At 72.4% G+C, this 17,421-nt stretch carries 17 protein-coding genes and 1 pseudogene; 8 read left to right on the forward strand and 10 right to left on the reverse strand.

Annotated features, from left to right (window positions below):
- Positions 1-465: 465 nt before the first annotated feature.
- From IH80_RS0121310 to IH80_RS45390, 3 genes are all read left to right on the forward strand, one after another.
- Complete coding sequence (locus IH80_RS0121310) at positions 466-2,412, forward strand: DEAD/DEAH box helicase (RefSeq protein WP_234432331.1); 1,947 nt, start codon at positions 466-468, stop codon at positions 2,410-2,412.
- Between the two features lie 102 nt (positions 2,413-2,514).
- Positions 2,515-3,372, forward strand: coding sequence for an alpha/beta fold hydrolase (locus IH80_RS0121315; protein WP_030962529.1), 858 nt, complete (start codon positions 2,515-2,517; stop codon positions 3,370-3,372).
- Positions 3,373-3,467: 95 nt separating this feature from the next.
- Entirely contained in the window at positions 3,468-3,620 is a 153-nt protein-coding gene (locus IH80_RS45390) for a hypothetical protein (protein ID WP_199819290.1), read from the forward strand.
- A gap of 75 nt (positions 3,621-3,695) precedes the next feature.
- On the opposite strand, the gene IH80_RS0121325 is transcribed toward IH80_RS45390, so the two are convergent.
- The 4 genes from IH80_RS0121325 to IH80_RS0121340 form a co-directional block, all read right to left on the reverse strand.
- Positions 3,696-4,301 carry a MarC family protein gene (locus IH80_RS0121325; RefSeq protein WP_030962530.1) on the reverse strand — a complete coding sequence of 202 codons (606 nt, stop codon included), beginning with the start codon at positions 4,299-4,301 and terminating at the stop codon, positions 3,696-3,698.
- Between the two features lie 75 nt (positions 4,302-4,376).
- Entirely contained in the window at positions 4,377-5,240 is an 864-nt protein-coding gene (locus tag IH80_RS0121330) for a PHP domain-containing protein (RefSeq protein WP_030962532.1), read from the reverse strand.
- Between the two features lie 101 nt (positions 5,241-5,341).
- Entirely contained in the window at positions 5,342-5,986 is a 645-nt protein-coding gene (locus IH80_RS0121335) for a DUF6758 family protein (protein ID WP_030962533.1), read from the reverse strand.
- Between the two features lie 60 nt (positions 5,987-6,046).
- Positions 6,047-6,631, reverse strand: coding sequence for a suppressor of fused domain protein (locus IH80_RS0121340; protein ID WP_030962534.1), 585 nt, complete (start codon positions 6,629-6,631; stop codon positions 6,047-6,049).
- 376 nt (positions 6,632-7,007) lie between these two features.
- Between IH80_RS0121340 and IH80_RS0121345 the strand changes: the two genes are divergently transcribed.
- Both IH80_RS0121345 and IH80_RS0121350 read left to right on the forward strand, forming a co-directional pair.
- Complete coding sequence (locus IH80_RS0121345; RefSeq protein WP_030962535.1) at positions 7,008-8,123, forward strand: magnesium and cobalt transport protein CorA; 1,116 nt, start codon at positions 7,008-7,010, stop codon at positions 8,121-8,123.
- A gap of 31 nt (positions 8,124-8,154) precedes the next feature.
- Complete coding sequence (locus IH80_RS0121350) at positions 8,155-8,670, forward strand: hypothetical protein (protein WP_030962537.1); 516 nt, start codon at positions 8,155-8,157, stop codon at positions 8,668-8,670.
- Between the two features lie 111 nt (positions 8,671-8,781).
- Here IH80_RS0121350 and IH80_RS0121355 read toward each other — a convergent pair whose 3' ends face one another.
- Entirely contained in the window at positions 8,782-9,573 is a 792-nt protein-coding gene (locus tag IH80_RS0121355) for a hypothetical protein (protein ID WP_234432332.1), read from the reverse strand.
- A gap of 188 nt (positions 9,574-9,761) precedes the next feature.
- Here IH80_RS0121355 and IH80_RS0121360 point away from each other — a divergent pair, with 188 nt between their 5' ends.
- The 3 genes from IH80_RS0121360 to IH80_RS0121370 all read left to right on the forward strand — a co-directional run bounded on the left by IH80_RS0121360 (position 9,762) and on the right by IH80_RS0121370 (position 12,918).
- Positions 9,762-11,033, forward strand: coding sequence for a magnesium transporter MgtE N-terminal domain-containing protein (locus IH80_RS0121360; RefSeq protein ID WP_030962539.1), 1,272 nt, complete (start codon positions 9,762-9,764; stop codon positions 11,031-11,033).
- A gap of 85 nt (positions 11,034-11,118) precedes the next feature.
- Positions 11,119-11,715 (forward strand): DUF1003 domain-containing protein, encoded by a 597-nt coding sequence (locus IH80_RS0121365; RefSeq protein WP_051809711.1) that lies wholly within the window; start codon positions 11,119-11,121, stop codon positions 11,713-11,715.
- A 42-nt stretch (positions 11,716-11,757) separates the two neighbouring features.
- Positions 11,758-12,918 (forward strand): Mrp/NBP35 family ATP-binding protein, encoded by a 1,161-nt coding sequence (locus IH80_RS0121370; protein ID WP_046776028.1) that lies wholly within the window; start codon positions 11,758-11,760, stop codon positions 12,916-12,918.
- Positions 12,919-12,996: 78 nt separating this feature from the next.
- Here IH80_RS0121370 and IH80_RS0121375 read toward each other — a convergent pair whose 3' ends face one another.
- The 5 genes and pseudogenes from IH80_RS0121375 to sigE form a co-directional block, all read right to left on the reverse strand.
- Positions 12,997-13,749: a hypothetical protein gene (locus tag IH80_RS0121375; RefSeq protein WP_030962544.1), complete on the reverse strand. Its 753-nt coding sequence runs from the start codon at positions 13,747-13,749 to the stop codon at positions 12,997-12,999.
- A gap of 137 nt (positions 13,750-13,886) precedes the next feature.
- Positions 13,887-14,318, reverse strand: coding sequence for a sec-independent translocase (locus tag IH80_RS0121380; protein ID WP_030962545.1), 432 nt, complete (start codon positions 14,316-14,318; stop codon positions 13,887-13,889).
- A 118-nt stretch (positions 14,319-14,436) separates the two neighbouring features.
- A complete protein-coding gene (locus IH80_RS0121385; RefSeq protein WP_037880702.1) occupies positions 14,437-15,768 on the reverse strand; it encodes a S1C family serine protease in 1,332 nt (443 codons plus the stop codon).
- 258 nt (positions 15,769-16,026) lie between these two features.
- Positions 16,027-16,488: pseudogene (locus IH80_RS0121390) on the reverse strand (anti-sigma factor family protein); the annotation flags it as partial.
- Entirely contained in the window at positions 16,485-17,261 is a 777-nt protein-coding gene (sigE, locus tag IH80_RS0121395) for an RNA polymerase sigma factor SigE (protein ID WP_078906670.1), read from the reverse strand. The gene sigE and the pseudogene IH80_RS0121390, both read right to left, overlap by 4 nt.
- Between the last annotated feature and the right edge of the window lie 160 nt (positions 17,262-17,421).

A 17,421-nucleotide genomic window follows, 5' to 3' on the forward strand; every position in this document is an offset into this window, starting at 1 on the left:
GCACAATAGCCCGCCGAATGGCGTCTCAAGTCACCACGTCTACTCACAGCCTGTCCACCTAAACCGACCGGCCCGGTGAATTCACCCGACACACCTGCGCGATTCCGAGGTACAGTGGTAATGCGCCTGCCGAATACTCGGCGGGCCATCCGAATGAGGATGCCCGGTCGGTGGCCCGATCGGCTCCAACCGACCGCCCTCGGTGCGGTGCGTACGCACGTGCGTACCGCCTCCCACGAGGGGCCCCCTCAGCGGCAGAGCGCTTGAGCGAAGGCCAGAGGTCCCGCGCAGCTTCGTACGTGGCAGTACTGCAAGCACAGCACGGTAGGACCCCCCTCGCCGCCTCGCGCCGCGTCTCACAGAAGAGGCAGCACCCTGACTACGTTCCGAGACCTCGGGATCTTTCCCGAGACGGCCGAAGCCCTTGAAGCCGTCGGCATTGTGTCCCCCTTCCCGATCCAGGAGATGACCCTCCCCGTCGCCCTTTCCGGCACGGACGTCATCGGCCAGGCCAAGACCGGAACCGGCAAGACGCTCGGTTTCGGCCTTCCCCTGCTGGAGCGGGTCGTCGTCCCCGCGGACGTCGAGGCCGGCCGGGCCACGCCCGACCGGCTGACCGACGCCCCGCAGGCCCTCGTGGTGGTTCCGACCCGCGAGCTGTGCACCCAGGTCACCAACGACCTGCTGACCGCCGGCAAGGTCCGCAACGTCCGCGTCCTGGCCATATACGGCGGCCGCGCCTACGAGCCGCAGGTCGAGGCCCTGAAGAAGGGCGTCGACGTGATCGTCGGCACCCCGGGCCGCCTGCTCGACCTGGCCGGCCAGCGCAAGCTCGACCTGTCGCGCGTCCGGGCGCTTGTCCTGGACGAGGCCGACGAGATGCTCGACCTGGGCTTCCTGCCCGACGTCGAGAAGATCATGGCCTACCTGCCCGCCAAGCGTCAGACGATGCTGTTCTCGGCGACCATGCCGGGCGCGGTCATCGGCCTGGCCCGCCGGTACATGACGCAGCCGACGCACATCCGCGCCGTCTCCGAGGACGGCGAGGGCGCGACCGTCGCCAACACCACGCAGCACGTCTTCCGTGCGCACAACATGGACAAGCCGGAGCTGGTCTCCCGCATCCTGCAGGCCGAGGGCCGCGGCCTGGCCATGATCTTCTGCCGTACCAAGCGCACGGCGGCCGACATCGCCGAGCAGCTGGAGAAGCGCGGCTTCGCGTCCGGCGCCGTCCACGGCGACCTGGGCCAGGGCGCCCGCGAGCAGGCCCTGCGCGCCTTCCGCAACGGCAAGGTCGACGTGCTGGTGTGCACCGACGTCGCCGCGCGCGGCATCGACGTCGAGGGTGTGACCCACGTCATCAACTACCAGACGCCGGAGGACGAGAAGACCTTCCTGCACCGTGTGGGCCGCACCGGCCGCGCGGGCAACAAGGGCATCGCCGTCACCCTGGTCGACTGGGACGACATCCCGCGCTGGCAGCTGATCAACAAGGCGCTGGAGCTGGACTTCCACGACCCGGTCGAGACGTACTCCACCTCGCCCCACCTGTTCGAGCAGCTGAACATCCCGGCCGGCACCAAGGGCATCCTGCCGCGCGCCGAGCGCACGCGGGCCGGTCTGAAGGCCGAGGACCTCGAGGACCTGGGCGAGACCGGCGGCCGCGGTGGCCGTGGCGGCCGCTCCGCGCAGGCCGCCGCGACGGAGGAGCGTCCGGCCCGTACCCGTACGCCGCGCCAACGCCGCCGTACGCGGGGCGGGTCCGAGGTCGCCGCCGAGCAGGCCGCGGTGTCCCCCGTGGCCGAGGCCCCGCAGGCCCCGGCCGGTGACGAGCCGCGCAGGCCGCGCCGCCGCCGGACCCGTGTGGGTGCGGTGCCGGTGCAGTCCGCCCCGGCCGAGGCGCCCGTGGCCGAGGCCCCCGTGGCCGAGGTCCTCGTGGCCCAGGCTCCCGTGGCCGAGACTCCCGCCGTGGCCGCCCCGGCGGCGGTGACCCCGGTCGCCGAGGAGGCCCCGGCCAAGCCGCGGCGCGCCCGCGTCCGCAAGGCCGTGCCGAGCGCCACGGAGCCGGACTTCCAGATGGTCCCGCTCGTCGAGCCGGCGCCGGTCCGGGCGCGACGCCCGCGCCGGATCGTGGAGACGACCCCCGAGCCCGACTTCCAGATGGCTCCGCCGGTCGAGCCGGTCAGGGCGCGACGCACCCGCAAGGCCGCGGCCGCACCGGTGACCCCGGTCGCCGAGGCCCCGGCGGTGGCCGTGGCCGAGGAGGCCCCCGCCAAGCCGAAGCGCACCCGTACCCGCAAGGCCGCGGAGGCCGCACCGGCCGCCGCCGAGGCGGTCGCGGTGGCCGAGGAGGCTCCGGCCAAGCCGAAGCGCACCCGTACCCGCAAGGCCGCGGCCGCGCCCGAGGCGTAGGACCCGGCACGTACGCCGACGGCCCCGTCCCCCTTCCGAGGGGGCCGGGGCCGTCGTCGTACCCGGGCCGCGCCGGAAGCTACGGGCCGGTAACCTCGGGTCATGAGCAAGCCCCCGCGCCTCACGCTGCCGTCCGCCGCCCGTGCGTACCACCTGTCCACCGGCCGTGGTTCCTTCGCCGTGCACGAGGCCGGCGAGCCGGTCCGCGGCACCGCCCTGCTGGTCCCCGGCTTCACGGGCAGCAAGGAGGACTTCATCGCCCTGCTGGAGCCGCTGGCCGCCGCCGGCTACCGGGTGGTCGCGGTCGACGGACGCGGCCAGTACGAGACGCCCGGCCCGCGCGAGGAGTCCGCGTACGGCCTGGAGGAGCTGGCCCGCGACGTCCTCGCGCAGGTCCGAGCCCTGACCGCGGACCGCGTGCACCTCGTCGGGCACTCGCTCGGCGGGCTGGTCTCGCGCGCCGCCGTGCTGCGCGACGCGTCGCCCTTCGCCTCGCTCACCCTGCTGAGCAGCGGGCCGGCGGCGATCGCCGAGGAGCAGCGGGCGCGTACGAAGCTGCTCGTCGCCGCGCTGGAGGCGATGGGCGACGACATGCCCGGGATCTGGGCGGCGATGCGGGCGCACGACCCGCAGGACGCGGCCCAGGACTCCCCCGAGCTGACGCACTTCCTGCGCGAGCGGTGGCTGGCCACCGTCCCCGAGCAGCTGATCGCCACGGGCCGGGCGCTGATCTGCGAGCCCGACCGGGTGGACGAGCTGGCCCGGGTCGCGCTCCCGAAGCTGGTGCTGTCCGGGGCCGTGGACTACGCCTGGCCGGTCCCGCTGATGGACGCGATGGCCCAGCGGCTGGGCGCGCGGAGGGTGATCGTCCCGGGGACCGAGCACTCCCCGAACGCCGAGGATCCGGCGACCACGGGCGCCGCGCTGGCCTCGTTCTGGGACTCCACCACCGGCGTGTAGTTAGCCAGTGAAAAAATTTCCTTAGCGTAGGGAATGATTGCGGCTTACACTTCGTTGAACCAGTGCAAGGAGAACACTGACGAAGGGAGAAGCCCGTGCGCTTCGAGATTCTGCGCCTGGACGACGTCGACGGGACCGCCGTGGACAGCACCGTCGTGGACGCGGCCTCCGTCAACCGGATCGTGCAGCAGGCCGCGTCGATCGGCCAGCGCATCCTGATCCGACCGGCCGGGAGTGCGTCCTCCTGACGCATCGCGCGAGACGTTCACGCCCCCGCACCGGGACCGGTGCGGGGGCGTTCGCGTACGCGCGGTCCTGGGCGGTCAGGCCCCCTGGACGACCTGGAGCACGCCGTTGATGATCTGCTGGACGGCGATCGCCGACAGCATCATGCCGGCGAGCCGGGTGACGAGGACGACGCCGCCGTCCTTGATGACCCGGATGATCACCAGCGAGTAGCGCATCGTGATCCACAAAACGGCGTGCATGGCGATGATCGCGGCCCAGACGGAGACCTGGGCGGCCGCGCCGTCGGCCTTCTGGACGGCCAGGATGACGGAGACGATCGCACCGGGCCCGGCCAGCAGGGGCATGCCGAGCGGCACCAGGGCGACGTTCACGTCCTTGGTCTGCTTGGGCTCGTCGGTCTTGCCCGTGAGCAGGTCGAGCGCGATCAGCAGGAGCAGCAGACCACCGGCGATCATCAGCGCCGGGACGGAGACGTGCAGGTAGTCGAGGATCTGCTGACCGCAGAGACCGAAGACCGCGATGACGCCGAAGGCCACGCAGACGGCCTGCCAGGCCATGCGGCGCTGCACCTTGACGGGACGGCCGGAGGTCAGCGCCAGGAAGATCGGCGTGATCCCCGGCGGGTCCATAATCACAAAAAGGGTGAGAAAAAGGGATCCGAAGACGGCGAAGTCGAACACAGTGATGCCTTGCAGGAGAGAGGGGTGTCGCGAAGAAGAGTGCGGGACGGGTCGAGCGGGCCGCGAAGTGGCCGGTCAGCGCTCGCGTCCGCCGGCGCCGGGCACGGGGAAGGCCCCGGTCGCGCGGCGCGTGATCTCGCCGTAGACCTCGGGGTCGGTCGTGTACTCGCCGAGACGGCAGGTCTTGCGGCTGCCGTGGTAGTCGCTGGAGCCGGTGGTCAGCAGCCCGAGGTCCGCCGCCAGAGCGCGCAGGCGCGCGCGGGTGCCGGCGTCGTGGTCCATGTGGTCCACCTCGATGCCGTCCAGGCCCGCGGACGCCAGCTCGGCTATCGCGGACTCCGGCACGCACCGGCCGCGCTTGACGGCGGCGGGGTGTGCGAGGACGGTGACACCGCCGGCGGCCTTGACCAGGCGTACGGCGTCGAAGGGGTCGAGCTCGTGCTTCTCGGCGTACGCGCGGCCGCCGTCGGCGAGCCAGTCCGGCGTGAAGGCGTCCGAGACGGTGGGCACGACGCCCAGGTCGACCAGGGCGGTGGCGATGTGCGGCCGTCCGACCGAACCGTCCCCGGCGATCCGCGCCACCTGCTCCCAGGTGATGTCCACGCCGAGGTCCTGCAGCTTGCCGACCATGGTCCGGGCCCGCGGGACCCGGTCGTCCCGGACGAGTTCGCGCTCGCGGGCGAGCTCGGGCTCCTCGGGGTCGAAGAGGTAGGCGAGCATGTGCACGCCGGTCCCGTCGAGCCGGCAGGACAGCTCGGCACCGGTCACCAGCGTGAGTCCGGCGGGCAGGGCCGCGAGGGCCTCGCCGTACCCGCCCACGGTGTCGTGGTCGGTCAGCGCGACCACGTCCAGCCCGGCGCCTGCGGCATGGCGCACCAGCTCGGCGGGGGTGTCCGTACCGTCGGATGCCGTGGAGTGGGCGTGCAGGTCGATGCGCACAGCCGGCTCCAGGGGACGTACGGACGGGGGGACACCCCAGGATAACCGGGCGGAAGGTCCGCTTTCACCGGAAGGATCTCCGCGCGGCCGCCCGCGGTGATCTAGACGGGACCCAGGATGCGCGGGCTCAGCGCCCCGCACGGCAGGAGTTCCACCTCGGCACCCCCCTCGCGCAGGTCGGTCAGGACCAGCTCGTCATACAGCAGGAGGCCGGACTGCTGCGGCCAGACGATCGCCCACAGCCACAGGCCGCGCGCCTCGCCGGCGAAGACGGCCCGGTCTTCCGGCCCGCCGCCGACGTGCCACAGCGGTGTCGGCCGGCCCGCCGCGACCACCTTGGTGTGCGGCGGCCCGGCCATGTTGATGGACCGGCCGGGGTCGAGGCCGTCGATGCCCGCGTACCGGGCGCCCAGGCCGACGCCCAGCTCCTCCGCGATCAGCAGCAGCTCCCCCATGCCGCCCACCGGTCCGGGACCCGAGCAGGCGACCACCGTCGCCCGGCCCCCGCTGCGGTCGTCACCGGCGGACGCCACCCCGGTGAACAGCCATCCGAGCGGCAGCGGCCACGGCATCCACACCGGCACCCGCGCCCGGTGCACGACCACGCCCAGACCCTCCACGCTCGGCGGGATGACGGGTTGCAGGGGGTGGACAGCGCCGTGCACCGCGCACTGCCAGGAGTCGGAGAAGAGTCCGGGCGCCCTGACCCGGCCACCGCACTTCGGGCAAGTTGGTTCACCCCTCATAGGTAGCCACGCTCCTCCCCGCCCGGCCGCCCGTCAAGGCATGGTCACCCGTCCGGGCTGTCAGTCCAGTGCGACAGCGCTGCGCAGAGGGTCCCGCAGGTCCGTTCCGCGCGCGAGCCAGCGCTCCTGGAGGGCGGCCGCGCCGTGGACCCGCTTCCAGGCCGCCTCGTTCGCCGTCATCGGCAGCAGCGGCAGGAACCGCACCGCCTCCATGGGCTCGTCGAGCTCCAGGTCCTCGACCAGTCCGCCCGGTTCCGCCACGAGGACGGAGCTGAACGGCGCTCCCTCCCACAGCGGCTCGCCCACGTCGAGCGAGGCGCCCGGGGCCACGACCAGCCCCTCCACCTGCGGGGAGGCGGCCAGCACCGCGAGCGGCCTGAGCAGTTTGTCGGTGTCCGCCAGCCCTGCCCGTACGGTCAGCACCAGTTCGGCGCGCGGGCCCCGTACGGGGTCGGCGACCACGGCGGTCGGATCGGTCATCGGGTTCGCGGACATTCCGAGGGTCGCGTACCGCACGAGGTCGCCCTCGGTGAAACGGAGTACCTCGATGCGGTCGGTGCCCAGGAAGGTGACGGCGGCGCGGGCGTCGGGTTCACCGAACGCGGTGCGCAGCCGGGCCTCGACGAGGGCCAGAATTTCTGCCATGAAACGAGCATAGAACTCGTATCAGCCGGGTAAAGGGCGGGTCTTGACCATCCGTCGGCTGATAGTGTTGACAGCTGTTCGGGGCCGCACGCAGAAGCGTTGTTTCAAGGCCCCGGAGACAGGACGTCCCCTACGGGGGACCGGCCGGAGGAGGTGGGGCTGCGGTGGACCGAAGTCGATCGTGCAGTACCAATCGCTCTTCCGCTTCTCCGGCGGGCGCTTCCCGCCCCCTGTGATCTTCTGATCAGTAGAAGAGCGACGGCAGAACGTTGTCCTCCCGTCCTGTTCCCTCCCGCCTGCCCGGGCCTGCCCGCCTGCGGTGCCGGAGGGTCTCCCACCCGTGCGGTCCGCAGCCGTGCGTGCGAAGGAGCCTGCCATGTCGATGCTGCCCTACCTGCGCGCGGCCGTACGCCCGTCCCTGCGCAAGTCCACCCCGGCACAGCCCGGCTACGACGCGACCCGCGACCCGTCGGCGAGCAGCGCGGTGGTCGACTGCGCCGTGTACCGCGACGGCCGCCGGGTGCTGGGGCCCGCGTGCCTGACGCCCCGTGAGGCGATCCGCCGGGTCCGCGAGGACGGCGGCTTCGCCTGGATCGGCCTGCACGAGCCGACGGAGGCCGAGTTCGCGGGGATCGCCGCGACCTTCGGGCTGCACCCCCTGGCCGTGGAGGACGCGGTGCACGCGCACCAGCGGCCGAAGCTGGAGCGGTACGACGACACCCTCTTCACCGTCTTCAAGACGATCCACTACGTGGAGCACGCCGAACTGACCGCCACCAGCGAGGTGGTGGAGACGGGCGAGGTGATGTGTTTCACCGGCCCCGACTTCGTCATCACCGTCCGGCACGGCGGACAGGGCTCCCTCAAGGGCCTGCGCCACCGCCTCCAGGACGACCCCGACCTGCTGTCGAAGGGCCCCTCGGCCGTTCTGCACTCCATCGCCGACCACGTCGTGGACGGCTACATCGCGGTGGCGGCGGCGATGCAGGACGACATCGACGAGGTGGAGAGCGATGTCTTCGCGGCGCCCGCCAAGGGCAGTGCGCGCGGCGGCGACGCGGGCCGGATCTACCAGCTCAAGCGCGAGGTGCTGGAGTTCAAGCGGGCGGTGTCGCCGCTGCTGCGGCCGATGGAGCTGCTGAGCGAGCGGCCGATGCGGCTGGTGGACCCGGACATCCAGAAGTACTTCCGGGACGTCGCCGACCACCTGGCGCGGGTGCACGAGCAGGTGGTGGGGTTCGACGAGCTCCTGAACTCGATCCTGCAGGCCAACCTCGCGCAGGCGACGGTCGCCCAGAACGAGGACATGCGCAAGATCACCTCCTGGGCGGCCATCATCGCCGTGCCGACGATGATCTGCGGGGTGTACGGGATGAACTTCGACCACATGCCCGAGCTCCGGTGGGAGTACGGCTACCCGATGGTGATGGCGACGATCTTCGGCGCGTGCTTCACCATCCACCGGGCACTGCGCCGCCACGGCTGGCTGTAGGGGGCGCGGGGGCACCCCCTACCCTGTGCCCATGACTCTCAGCACGCTCGACCTGGCCCTCGTCGAGGAGGCCACCAAGAAGTCCGGCCTGATCTGGGTCCGTGGCGCCGGGGCCGACCGCGCCCTGTGGCACGCCTGGGTGGACGGCGCGGCCCACGTACTGGGCGACGGCCCCGGCGAGCAGCCGTTCCCCGGGCTGGTGGACGGCGCGGGCGCCGAGGTGACGGTGCGGAGCAAGGACAAGGGCGGCCGGCTGGTGGCCTGGACGGCGACCGTACGGGAGCTCGCGCCCCGCGGCGAGGAGTGGCATGCGGCCGTCGCCGAGCTCAAGGGCAAGCGGCTGAACGCGCCGGACTCCGAGGAGATGACCGAGCGGTGGGCGCGGGAGTGCCGGCTGCTGCGGCTGGAGCCGGAGTCGGTACGGTCCGAGCTGCCGGACGGCTCGCTGGCCGCGGCCCCGCTGGGCTCCCCGGCGACGACCCGACGCCCGGTTCCGGCGGCCCTGCCGAGGCTCCTGCTGAAGCGGAAGAAGGCCGCCCGGGGCTGACGTCCTCCGGGTGTTGTGTCGATCAGCACGGATCAGGCCGGGGGTCCTGGGCGCGCTGACCTCCGCCGGACCCCGTGCCCCGTGGGCCCGGCACGATCGGCAGGACACCCCCTACGGCTTGGTGGGGTTCGCGCCCTGGCCCGAGCCCTTGGAGGGGGCCGGGGCGGGCTCGCCGCCCTCCCCCTTGGTCGTCGGCAGCTGGCTGCCGTAGTCGACCGTCTGGTCCTGTGCGGGCGGGTCGAGCTGGAACGGTTTGCCCCACTCGGCGAGTTCCACCCGGCCGGCGCCGCCGGCGCGCTCCATGAGCAGCGGGTACGGGGTCCCCTCCAGCGATACCGAGAGCTTGCCGCCCTTGCCCTCGTCGGCCGTGACCTGGACCGCGCGGGTGTGCCCGACCTTGGTGTAGGAGCCCTTGGCGAGCTTGCCCTCCAGGCCCAGCAGCCCGTCCAGCAGGACGTCCATGTCGGTGAAGCCGCGGAACTGCTTGTAGGAGGGGTCGCCCTCGGGCACCTTCACGTACTTGTCGCCGAGCTTGCCGGCGGAGTCGGTCTGGCCCCAGAAGGCCGCGCTGGCCTTCAGGTAGAGCTGCTCCCCCACGCGCAGCAGCTGGAAGGTGTCGTCCTTCGACTTCACCTCGCCGGAGCCGCCGTCCGACTTGAGCCGCATGTCGACGGTGAAGGCCTTGCCGCCGCTCACCAGCGTGCCGGACAGGTGGACCGATTCGGCTTCGGTCGCGGCCGCCTTCGCCTTCGCCTCGATCTTGTCGGCGGAGAGCTTGCCGACGCCGTTCGTGCCCTCGTCCGGGTCGTCCCCGCAACCCGTTCCGGTCACGGCGAGACCCGCGCACAGCACACCGATGAAGGCGGCCCGGCGCAGCCGCGCGGCGGGGAAGTAGGCGGTCACGGGCAGGTGCCTCTCGTCGTTCGTCTGCGGGCAGCAGGCAGCGTACCCGCCCGTGTGCCGCGGCCCGCGACCGCTCCCCGTGCTCCGTCGGGGCCCCGGGCGGACCTCCCCACCAGGACGCTTTACCGGGGCACGGGCTAGCCTGAGGGGCGGCACGACTCTCGATGGACGCTCTAGGAGGCGCTCGGATGGCTGCAGGCGCCCCGCGGATCTTCGTCTCGCATCTGTCGGGTGTCCCCGTCTTCGACCCCAACGGCGACCAGGTCGGCCGGGTCCGCGACCTCGTCGCGATGCTCCGGGTCGGCGGCCGCCCGCCGCGGCTGCTGGGCCTGGTGGTCGAGGTGGTCAGCCGGCGCCGGATCTTCCTGCCGATGACCCGCGTCACCGGAGTCGAGTCCGGCCAGGTCATCACCACCGGCGTCATCAACATGCGGCGCTTCGAGCAGCGCCCCACCGAGCGGCTGGTCCTGGGCGAGCTGCTGGACCGGCGGGTGACGCTGGTCTCCAGCGGCGAGGAGGTCACCGTCCTGGACGTGGCCATCCAGCAGCTGCCGGCCCGCCGGGACTGGGAGATCGACCGGATCTTCGTGCGCAAGGGCAAGTCGGGTGCGCTGCGCCGGCGCGGCGAGGCCCTGACGGTGGAGTGGTCGGCGGTGACGGGCTTCTCGCTGGAGGAGCACGGGCAGGGCGCCGAGAACCTGGTCGCCACCTTCGAGCAGATGCGCCCGGCCGACGTGGCGAACGTCCTGCACCACCTGACGCCGAAGCGGCGCGCCGAGGTGGCCAACGCCCTCGACGACGACAGGCTCGCGGACGTGCTGGAGGAGCTGCCGGAGGACGAGCAGGTGGAGATCCTCGGCAAGCTGAAGGAGGAGCGCGCCGCGGACGTCCTGGAGGCCATGGACCCCGACGACGCCGCCGACCTCCTCTCGGAACTGCCGGAGGACGACAAGGAGCGGCTGCTGACGCTGATGCAGCCCGACGACGCGGCCGACGTGCGGCGTCTGCTGTCCTACGAGGAGAACACCGCCGGCGGTCTGATGACCACGGAGCCGATCGTGCTGCGCCCGGACGCGACCGTCGCGGACGCGCTGGCCCGCGTACGGCAGGCGGACCTCTCGCCGGCGCTGGCGGCGCAGGTGTACGTGTGCCGGCCGCCGGACGAGACGCCGACGGGCAAGTACCTGGGCACGGTGCACTTCCAGCGGCTGCTGCGCGATCCTCCGTTCACCCTGGTCAGCTCCATCGTGGACACGGACCTGCCGCCGCTGCGGCCGAACGCCTCGCTGCCCGCGGTGACCACGCACCTGGCCGCCTACAACATGGTCGCGGTGCCGGTGGTCGACGAGGGTGGCTCGCTGCTGGGCGCGGTGACGGTCGACGACGTGCTGGACCACCTGCTGCCGGACGACTGGCGGGAGACGGACTTCCATTCCGAGGAGGCCGTCGGTGGCCGCTGAACGAGGACGCTTCGAACGGGGGCGGGGCGAGCAGGCGCGCGAGCGGCGCCGCGAGCAGATCCGGGAGCGGCGCGAGCAGGCGCGGATGCAGGCGCGCGAGCACGGGCTGGCGGCTGAGGCGGCGGAACGTTCTGGTGAGCGTGCGGGGAGATCCCCGGGCGCCGGGTCGAGCGCGCTGACGCGCTCGCGGGTGCGCCTGGACCTGCCGCGGGCGCCGCGGCGGTCCCTGCTGCCCGAATACGACCCGGAGGCCTTCGGACGGCTCTCCGAGCGGGTGGCGCGGTTCCTGGGCACGGGCCGGTTCATCGTCTGGATGACGCTGGTCATCATCCTCTGGGTGCTGTGGAACGTCTTCGCGCCGGACGACCTGCGGTTCGACGAGTACCCGTTCATCTTCCTGACGCTGATGCTGTCGCTCCAGGCCTCCTACGCCGCTCCGCTGATCCTGCTGGCGCAGAACCGGCAGGACGACCGCGACCGCGTCACCCATGAGCAGGACCGCAAGCAGAACGAGCGCTCCATCGCCGACACCGAGTACCTGACGCGGGAGATCGCGGCCCTGCGCATGGGCCTGGGCGAGGTCGCCACGCGTGACTGGATCAGGTCGGAGTTCCAGGACCTGATCAAGGAGATGGACGAGCGGCGTCTATTCCCGGCGGAACGTGATGAAGGCGACCGCTGACGGGCTTTCCTGAGCCGTGCTACCGAGCCGTACCATCGGGGCATGGCTACCGACACAAGCTCCGCCGCCGTGCCTGAGCAGGACGCGATCCTGGACGCTCTGGCGACGGTGAACGACCCCGAGATCCACCGGCCGATCACCGAGCTCGGCATGGTCAAATCGGTGGAGATCGGCGACGGCGGGGAGGTCGCGGTCACGGTCTACCTGACCGTGTCGGGCTGCCCCATGCGCGAGACGATCACCAAGAACGTCACCGAGGCCGTCGAGAAGGTCGCCGGGGTCACCTCGGTCAGCGTGTCGCTCGACGTGATGAGCGACGAGCAGCGCAAGGACCTGGCGGCCACCCTGCGCGGCGGCACCGCCGAGCGCGAGGTGCCCTTCGCCAAGCCGGGCTCGCTGACCCGCGTGTACGCGGTCGCCTCCGGCAAGGGCGGCGTCGGCAAGTCCTCGGTCACGGTCAACCTGGCCGCGGCGATGGCGGCGGACGGCCTGAAGGTCGGCGTGGTCGACGCGGACATCTACGGCCACAGCGTGCCGCGCATGCTGGGCGTGGACGGCCGTCCCACCCAGGTCGAGAACATGATCATGCCGCCGTCCGCGAACGGCGTGAAGGTCATCTCCATCGGCATGTTCACCCCGGGCAACGCGCCCGTCGTGTGGCGCGGACCGATGCTGCACCGCGCCCTGCAGCAGTTCCTGGCCGACGTCTTCTGGGGCGACCTGGACGTGCTGCTGCTGGACCTGCCGCCGGGCACGGGCGACATCGCGATCTCCGTGGCCCAGCTCGTGCCGAACGCCGAGATCCTCGTCGTCACCACCCCGCAGCAGGCCGCGGCCGAGGTGGCCGAGCGGGCCGGGTCGATCGCCGTGCAGACCCACCAGAAGATCGTCGGCGTCGTCGAGAACATGTCGGGCCTGCCGTGCCCGCACTGCGACGAGATGGTGGACGTCTTCGGCTCGGGCGGCGGTCAGAAGGTCGCCGACGGGCTCACCAAGACGGTCGGCGCGACGGTGCCGGTGCTCGGCTCGATCCCGATCGACGTCCGGCTGCGCGAGGGCGGCGACGAGGGCAAGCCCGTCGTCCTGTCCGACCCCGACTCGCCGGCCGGCGCGGCCCTGCGCACGATCGCGGGCAAGCTGGGCGGCCGCGCGCGCGGCCTGTCGGGCATGTCCCTGGGCATCACCCCGCGCAACAAGTTCTAGGCCCTCCGGGGTACGCAGAAGGGCACCGCCAGCCGGCGGTGCCCTTCTGCGTACCGTGCCCGTGACCGGGGCGTACGGCTATTCGTACGTGCCGAGGTCCGAGATGGCCGAGAACCCGAGGCCGTAGGCGCTCATGCCACGGCCGTAGGCGCCCAGGTGGACACCACTGCCGGTGGAGCCCGCGAGCACCCAGCCGAACTCGGACTCGCGGTAGTGGAAGGTCGTCGGCTCGCCGTCCACCGGCAGCGACAGCGTGGACCAGTCCTCGCCGTCGAGGTCGTCTGCGAGCTCCCACGCGGCCTCGGTCTGCTGTTCGAGCCAGTCGTTGCGCAGGGCGTGGTCCATCTGTCCGGGCCAGCTGTAGGCCAGCAGCCCGGAGCCGGCCAGCCAGGCCGCCGAGGAGACCGAGGTGGCCTCCAGGACGCCCGTGCCGTCGCCGCTGCGGCGCAGCGGGTTGCTCGCCACGGTGATGACCACCGCGAAGCGCTCCTTCTCGCCGGTGGCGATCTCGCCCCGGGCGGAGGGCTCGTCGCCGTGGCCGGTGGAGCCGTGCTCCACCGTGCCGTCGGCGGCGGTGCCCACCTGCATGAGCCAGCGGGGCCCGGTGAAGGCTCCGTCCAGCCCGTACCAGGGGAAATCCGCGGCCAGGAAGCCCTCGGCCGTCCGGCGGGCCGCCGGCACGGGTGCGGCGGCATCCGGCTGCTGCGACCCGGCCGGGTCGCCGGTATGCGACCCCGGGTGCGGGCTCGGATGCGGTTCCTGTGCGGCGTCCGCGGCGGCGGGTGCCTCAGCGGTCTGCGCCCCTACCAGGCTGCTGCTCGTCGTCTCCATCTGGGCGGCCTCTCGTTCCGTGGGGTCCGGAACGGCCCTCCCCCTCGCTGTGCTGGGGGGACCCCCTCCCTCGGGCGTCCCGCGATCCGGACAGATGGAGGATAGCCATCCGACCCCGGATCGCCGGGCAGGCTGGGTCAGGTGGCGTCGGCGTCGAAGCGCACGCGCTGTTCGGCGGCCGGGGCCTCGGGCTTCTTCAGCAGGTCCGGACCGGCGGTGCCGGACGTGGGGGCCGGGGCCGCGTCGGGCTCCGGATTGTTGACGGCGTCCGAGACCTCGTTCAGCTCCTTGCGGAGGTCGAAGCTGCTGCGGATCTCCTTGAGGTCCTCGTTCTCCGAGAGCTGCTTGCGGATGAAGGTCTTCGGATTCAGGTCCTCGAATTCGAAGTCCTTGAAGTCGGGACCGAGTTCGGAGCGGATGTCCTGCTTGGCGCTGTCGGAGAACGCGCGGATCTTGCGGATGAAGCCCGTGACGTCCTGAATGACCTTGGGCAGCTTGTCCGGACCGAAAACGAGAATGGCCAGAACCACGATCGTGACGAGTTCGAGTGCGCCTATGTCGTTGAACACCTTGCCGCTCCTCGGCTCTCTGTCACTTCGGGCCCGAACACACGGTACCCGGCCTTGCCCGCGGGCCCCTACACGCGTCCCGGGCCGGCCGGGGTTTCATCCCCCGGCCATCCCATGATCATGAGCCGTTCGCCGACCCGAGGACAACGTCCAGGGTGCGTTCCCGGCCGTCGCGCAGCACGGTGAGGGTGAGCGGATCGCCCGGCCGGTGGGCCCGGATCTTGATGATCAGCTCGTCGCCGCCGCGGACCCGCTGTCCGTCCACCTTGGTGATCACGTCACCGGGCCTGATCCCGGCGCGCGCGCCCGGTCCGCCGGCGGTCACGGAGGGCTTGCCGTCCTCCCCCTTGTCCCCCACCCGGGCTCCGTCGCCGGTGTAGTCCATGTCGAGGGTGACCCCGATGACGGGGTGCGTGGCGTGGCCCGTGGCGATGAGTTCCTCGGCGACGCGCTTGCCCTGGTTGATGGGGATGGCGAAGCCCAGGCCGATGGAGCCGCCCTGCCGGGTGGGATCGTCCTTGTCGGCGCCGCGGATCGCGCTGTTGATGCCGACCACGTGCGCCTTGGCGTCCAGGAGGGGGCCGCCGGAGTTCCCGGGGTTGATGGGGGCGTCGGTCTGCAGCGCGTCGACGTAGCTGATGTCACTGCCGTCGCCCTTGTCGCCGCCCGCGGTGACGGGCCTGCCGGTGGCGCTGATGATGCCGGCGGTGACCGTGTTGGAGAGGTCGAAGGGTGCGCCGATGGCCACGACCGGGTCGCCGACCTTCACGTTCTCGGAGTTTCCCAGGGCGAGCGGCCGCAGCCCGCGCACCCCGCTGACCTTGACGACGGCCAGGTCGTAGCCGGAGTCACGGCCGACCAGCTCGGCGGTGACGCTCTCGCCGGTGCTGAAGGTGACCGCTATCTCCTTCGCGTCGGCGACCACGTGGTTGTTGGTCAGGATGTGCCCCTGGGGGTCCAGGACGAAGCCGGTGCCGGTGCCGCTGCTCTTGGCGCCCCGCACGTGCAGGGTGACCACCCCGGGCAGGGCGGTCGCCGCGATCCCGGCCACGCTGTCGGGCGCCCGGCCCTTGTCCGCGACGGCCGCCTGCGGCAGCTCCAGCCGGGTGCTGCTCTGCCGTTCGGCGAGCACGCCCACGTAGCCGCCGATCCCGCCGGCGAACAGGGCCGTGGCCGCGGCCAGGGCCGCCACCTGCCACAGCCGGAACCCGGGGCGGTCCCGGCCCCGGTCCACCACCTGGAGGGGCTGCGCACCCCACGGGTCGTAGCGGACCGCGTCGGCCGGCGCCCCGGGGGCGGGGGCCGCCTGCCCGGCGGCCCCGCTCCCCTCGTCCGCGCCTTCGCCGGCCTCGGGCCGCGGGGCCGGAACCCCGTCATGACGGCTGCCGGCCGTGCCCTCGGGCCGGCTCCACCACTGTGGAGCCGGGTCGGTCTGCCGGCTGTCGGACATGGGAACTCCCCGCGTACCTGTGCGCATGTCCGGCCGATTCAACCAGGTCCGGGGTCAGCGCAGCAGGGAGACCGGGCGGGCGGAGCCCGACGGGGAGGGCTGCAGCGGCGCCGACGGGCTCGCCACGGCCGTCAGGAGGGACGGTACGGCGGCGGGAGTGGGCAGCCGGTCGCGCACCGCCGCATCGGACACGGGCAGGGCGGGGCCGGGCCTGGAGGCGGGCGCCGGGGAATCACCCCGGACGTTCGGCTCCGTGCCCTCCAGCGGCAGCGTGCCGCCCAGCGCGAGGGCCGCCAGCGACACCGCTCCGGCGGCGACGAAGGCGAACCGGCGGCGCGGACGGCCCACCTCGTGGATGCGGAAGCCCTCCTGCTGCGGCCGGGCGGGGGCCACGGGCAGCCCGTACGCGAAGGCCTCGAAGGGGTCGGGCTCGGCGGCTCCCGGGCCCGGTGGCCCCAAGGGGCCGGCCGGGCCGTCGAGACCGCCCGCCGGCAATCCCTGGAGACGCGCGAGCAGGCCCGCGGACACCGGTGGTGGCGCGCTCTCCACGAACATGGTCTTCAGACGGCGCTGGGCATCCGCCTCGGCCTTGCACTTGGCGCAGGTCGCCAGGTGGGCCAGGACGCGCTCGCGCGCGTCGTGCTTCAGCTCCCCGTCCACCAGGGCGGCGAGCCGGTCACCCAGGTGCTGCTCGGCAGGGGAAGGACTGGCTGCGCTCACTCGGCTCCGCCCTCTCTCCCGGCGTCCGGCGCGCCCGTCGCCACACCCGCCAGCGCGCGCTCGGCCCGGGCAGCGGGGGACCGGTGCTTGAGCGCCTTGCGCAGGTGCGAACGGCCCCGGTGGATACGGCTGCGCACGGTTCCGAGCTTCACGCCCAGCGTCGCGGCGATCTCCTCGTAGGACAGGCCCTCGATGTCGCACAGCACCACGGCCGCGCGGAACTCGGGGGCCAGGGTGTCCAGCGCCTGCTGGACGTCCGCGTCGAAGTGCGTGTCGTGGAGGACCTGCTGGGGGGACGGCTCACGGCTCGGGAGCCGCTCGGCGGCGTCGTCGGCGAGCGCGTCGAAGCGGATCCGCTGCTTGCGGCGCACCATGTCCAGGAACAGGTTCGTGGTGATGCGGTGCAGCCAGCCCTCGAACGTGCCGGGCGTGTAGGTGGACAACGAGCGGAAGACGCGGACGAAGACCTCCTGGGTCAGGTCCTCGGCGTCGTGCTGGTTGCCCGTCAGACGGTAGGCAAGGCGGTAGACCCGCGCGCTGTGCGTGCTGACGATCTCCTCCCACGAGGGAGGGGTCCACGCCTGCGATCCCGCATCTGCGGCAAAGGTCGCGGTGGTTGCGGTGTCTGCGGTGTGGAAGCGGTCAGCAGTGTAGGTCACGGATTTCGGCTCACCCGCCGACCGGAGGAGGCGTCTGAACACGCCTCGACGATCCACAGGCGCAGCCGCACCTCCCCTGTCGGCTCTGGTGGTGTCCAGTGGAGTCCCTACCATAGCCACCCCCTCTGTCAGCTCCGGATAAGGGTTTTTGCAGTATCTTTACGCAAGCCTTAGGCCCCGGGGCGGTCCCCGCCGCCGATCTGCCCGGCGCCGTCCTTCTCGTCCCGCCTCCACCCCTCACAACGCCCGGTCCCATCTGCGGGTTCCCGACGTC

It is taken from the genome of Streptomyces sp. NRRL S-378 (genome assembly GCF_000720645.1).
GTDB lineage: Bacteria > Actinomycetota > Actinomycetes > Streptomycetales > Streptomycetaceae > Streptomyces.

What these genes read in the sequence shown, in the direction of transcription:
- sigE (WP_078906670.1), bottom strand. Translation starts at nt 17,261, where the DNA reads ATGGTAGGGACTCCACTGGACACCACCAGAGCCGACAGGGGAGGTGCG.
- IH80_RS0121310 (WP_234432331.1), top strand. Translation starts at nt 466, where the DNA reads ATGACCCTCCCCGTCGCCCTTTCCGGCACGGACGTCATCGGCCAGGCC.
- IH80_RS0121360 (WP_030962539.1), top strand. Translation starts at nt 9,762, where the DNA reads ATGGCTGCAGGCGCCCCGCGGATCTTCGTCTCGCATCTGTCGGGTGTC.
- IH80_RS0121375 (WP_030962544.1), bottom strand. Translation starts at nt 13,749, where the DNA reads ATGGAGACGACGAGCAGCAGCCTGGTAGGGGCGCAGACCGCTGAGGCA.
- IH80_RS0121345 (WP_030962535.1), top strand. Translation starts at nt 7,008, where the DNA reads ATGTCGATGCTGCCCTACCTGCGCGCGGCCGTACGCCCGTCCCTGCGC.
- IH80_RS0121340 (WP_030962534.1), bottom strand. Translation starts at nt 6,631, where the DNA reads ATGGCAGAAATTCTGGCCCTCGTCGAGGCCCGGCTGCGCACCGCGTTC.
- IH80_RS0121335 (WP_030962533.1), bottom strand. Translation starts at nt 5,986, where the DNA reads ATGAGGGGTGAACCAACTTGCCCGAAGTGCGGTGGCCGGGTCAGGGCG.
- IH80_RS0121350 (WP_030962537.1), top strand. Translation starts at nt 8,155, where the DNA reads ATGACTCTCAGCACGCTCGACCTGGCCCTCGTCGAGGAGGCCACCAAG.
- IH80_RS0121370 (WP_046776028.1), top strand. Translation starts at nt 11,758, where the DNA reads ATGGCTACCGACACAAGCTCCGCCGCCGTGCCTGAGCAGGACGCGATC.
- IH80_RS0121365 (WP_051809711.1), top strand. Translation starts at nt 11,119, where the DNA reads ATGCAGGCGCGCGAGCACGGGCTGGCGGCTGAGGCGGCGGAACGTTCT.
- IH80_RS0121315 (WP_030962529.1), top strand. Translation starts at nt 2,515, where the DNA reads ATGAGCAAGCCCCCGCGCCTCACGCTGCCGTCCGCCGCCCGTGCGTAC.
- IH80_RS0121385 (WP_037880702.1), bottom strand. Translation starts at nt 15,768, where the DNA reads ATGTCCGACAGCCGGCAGACCGACCCGGCTCCACAGTGGTGGAGCCGG.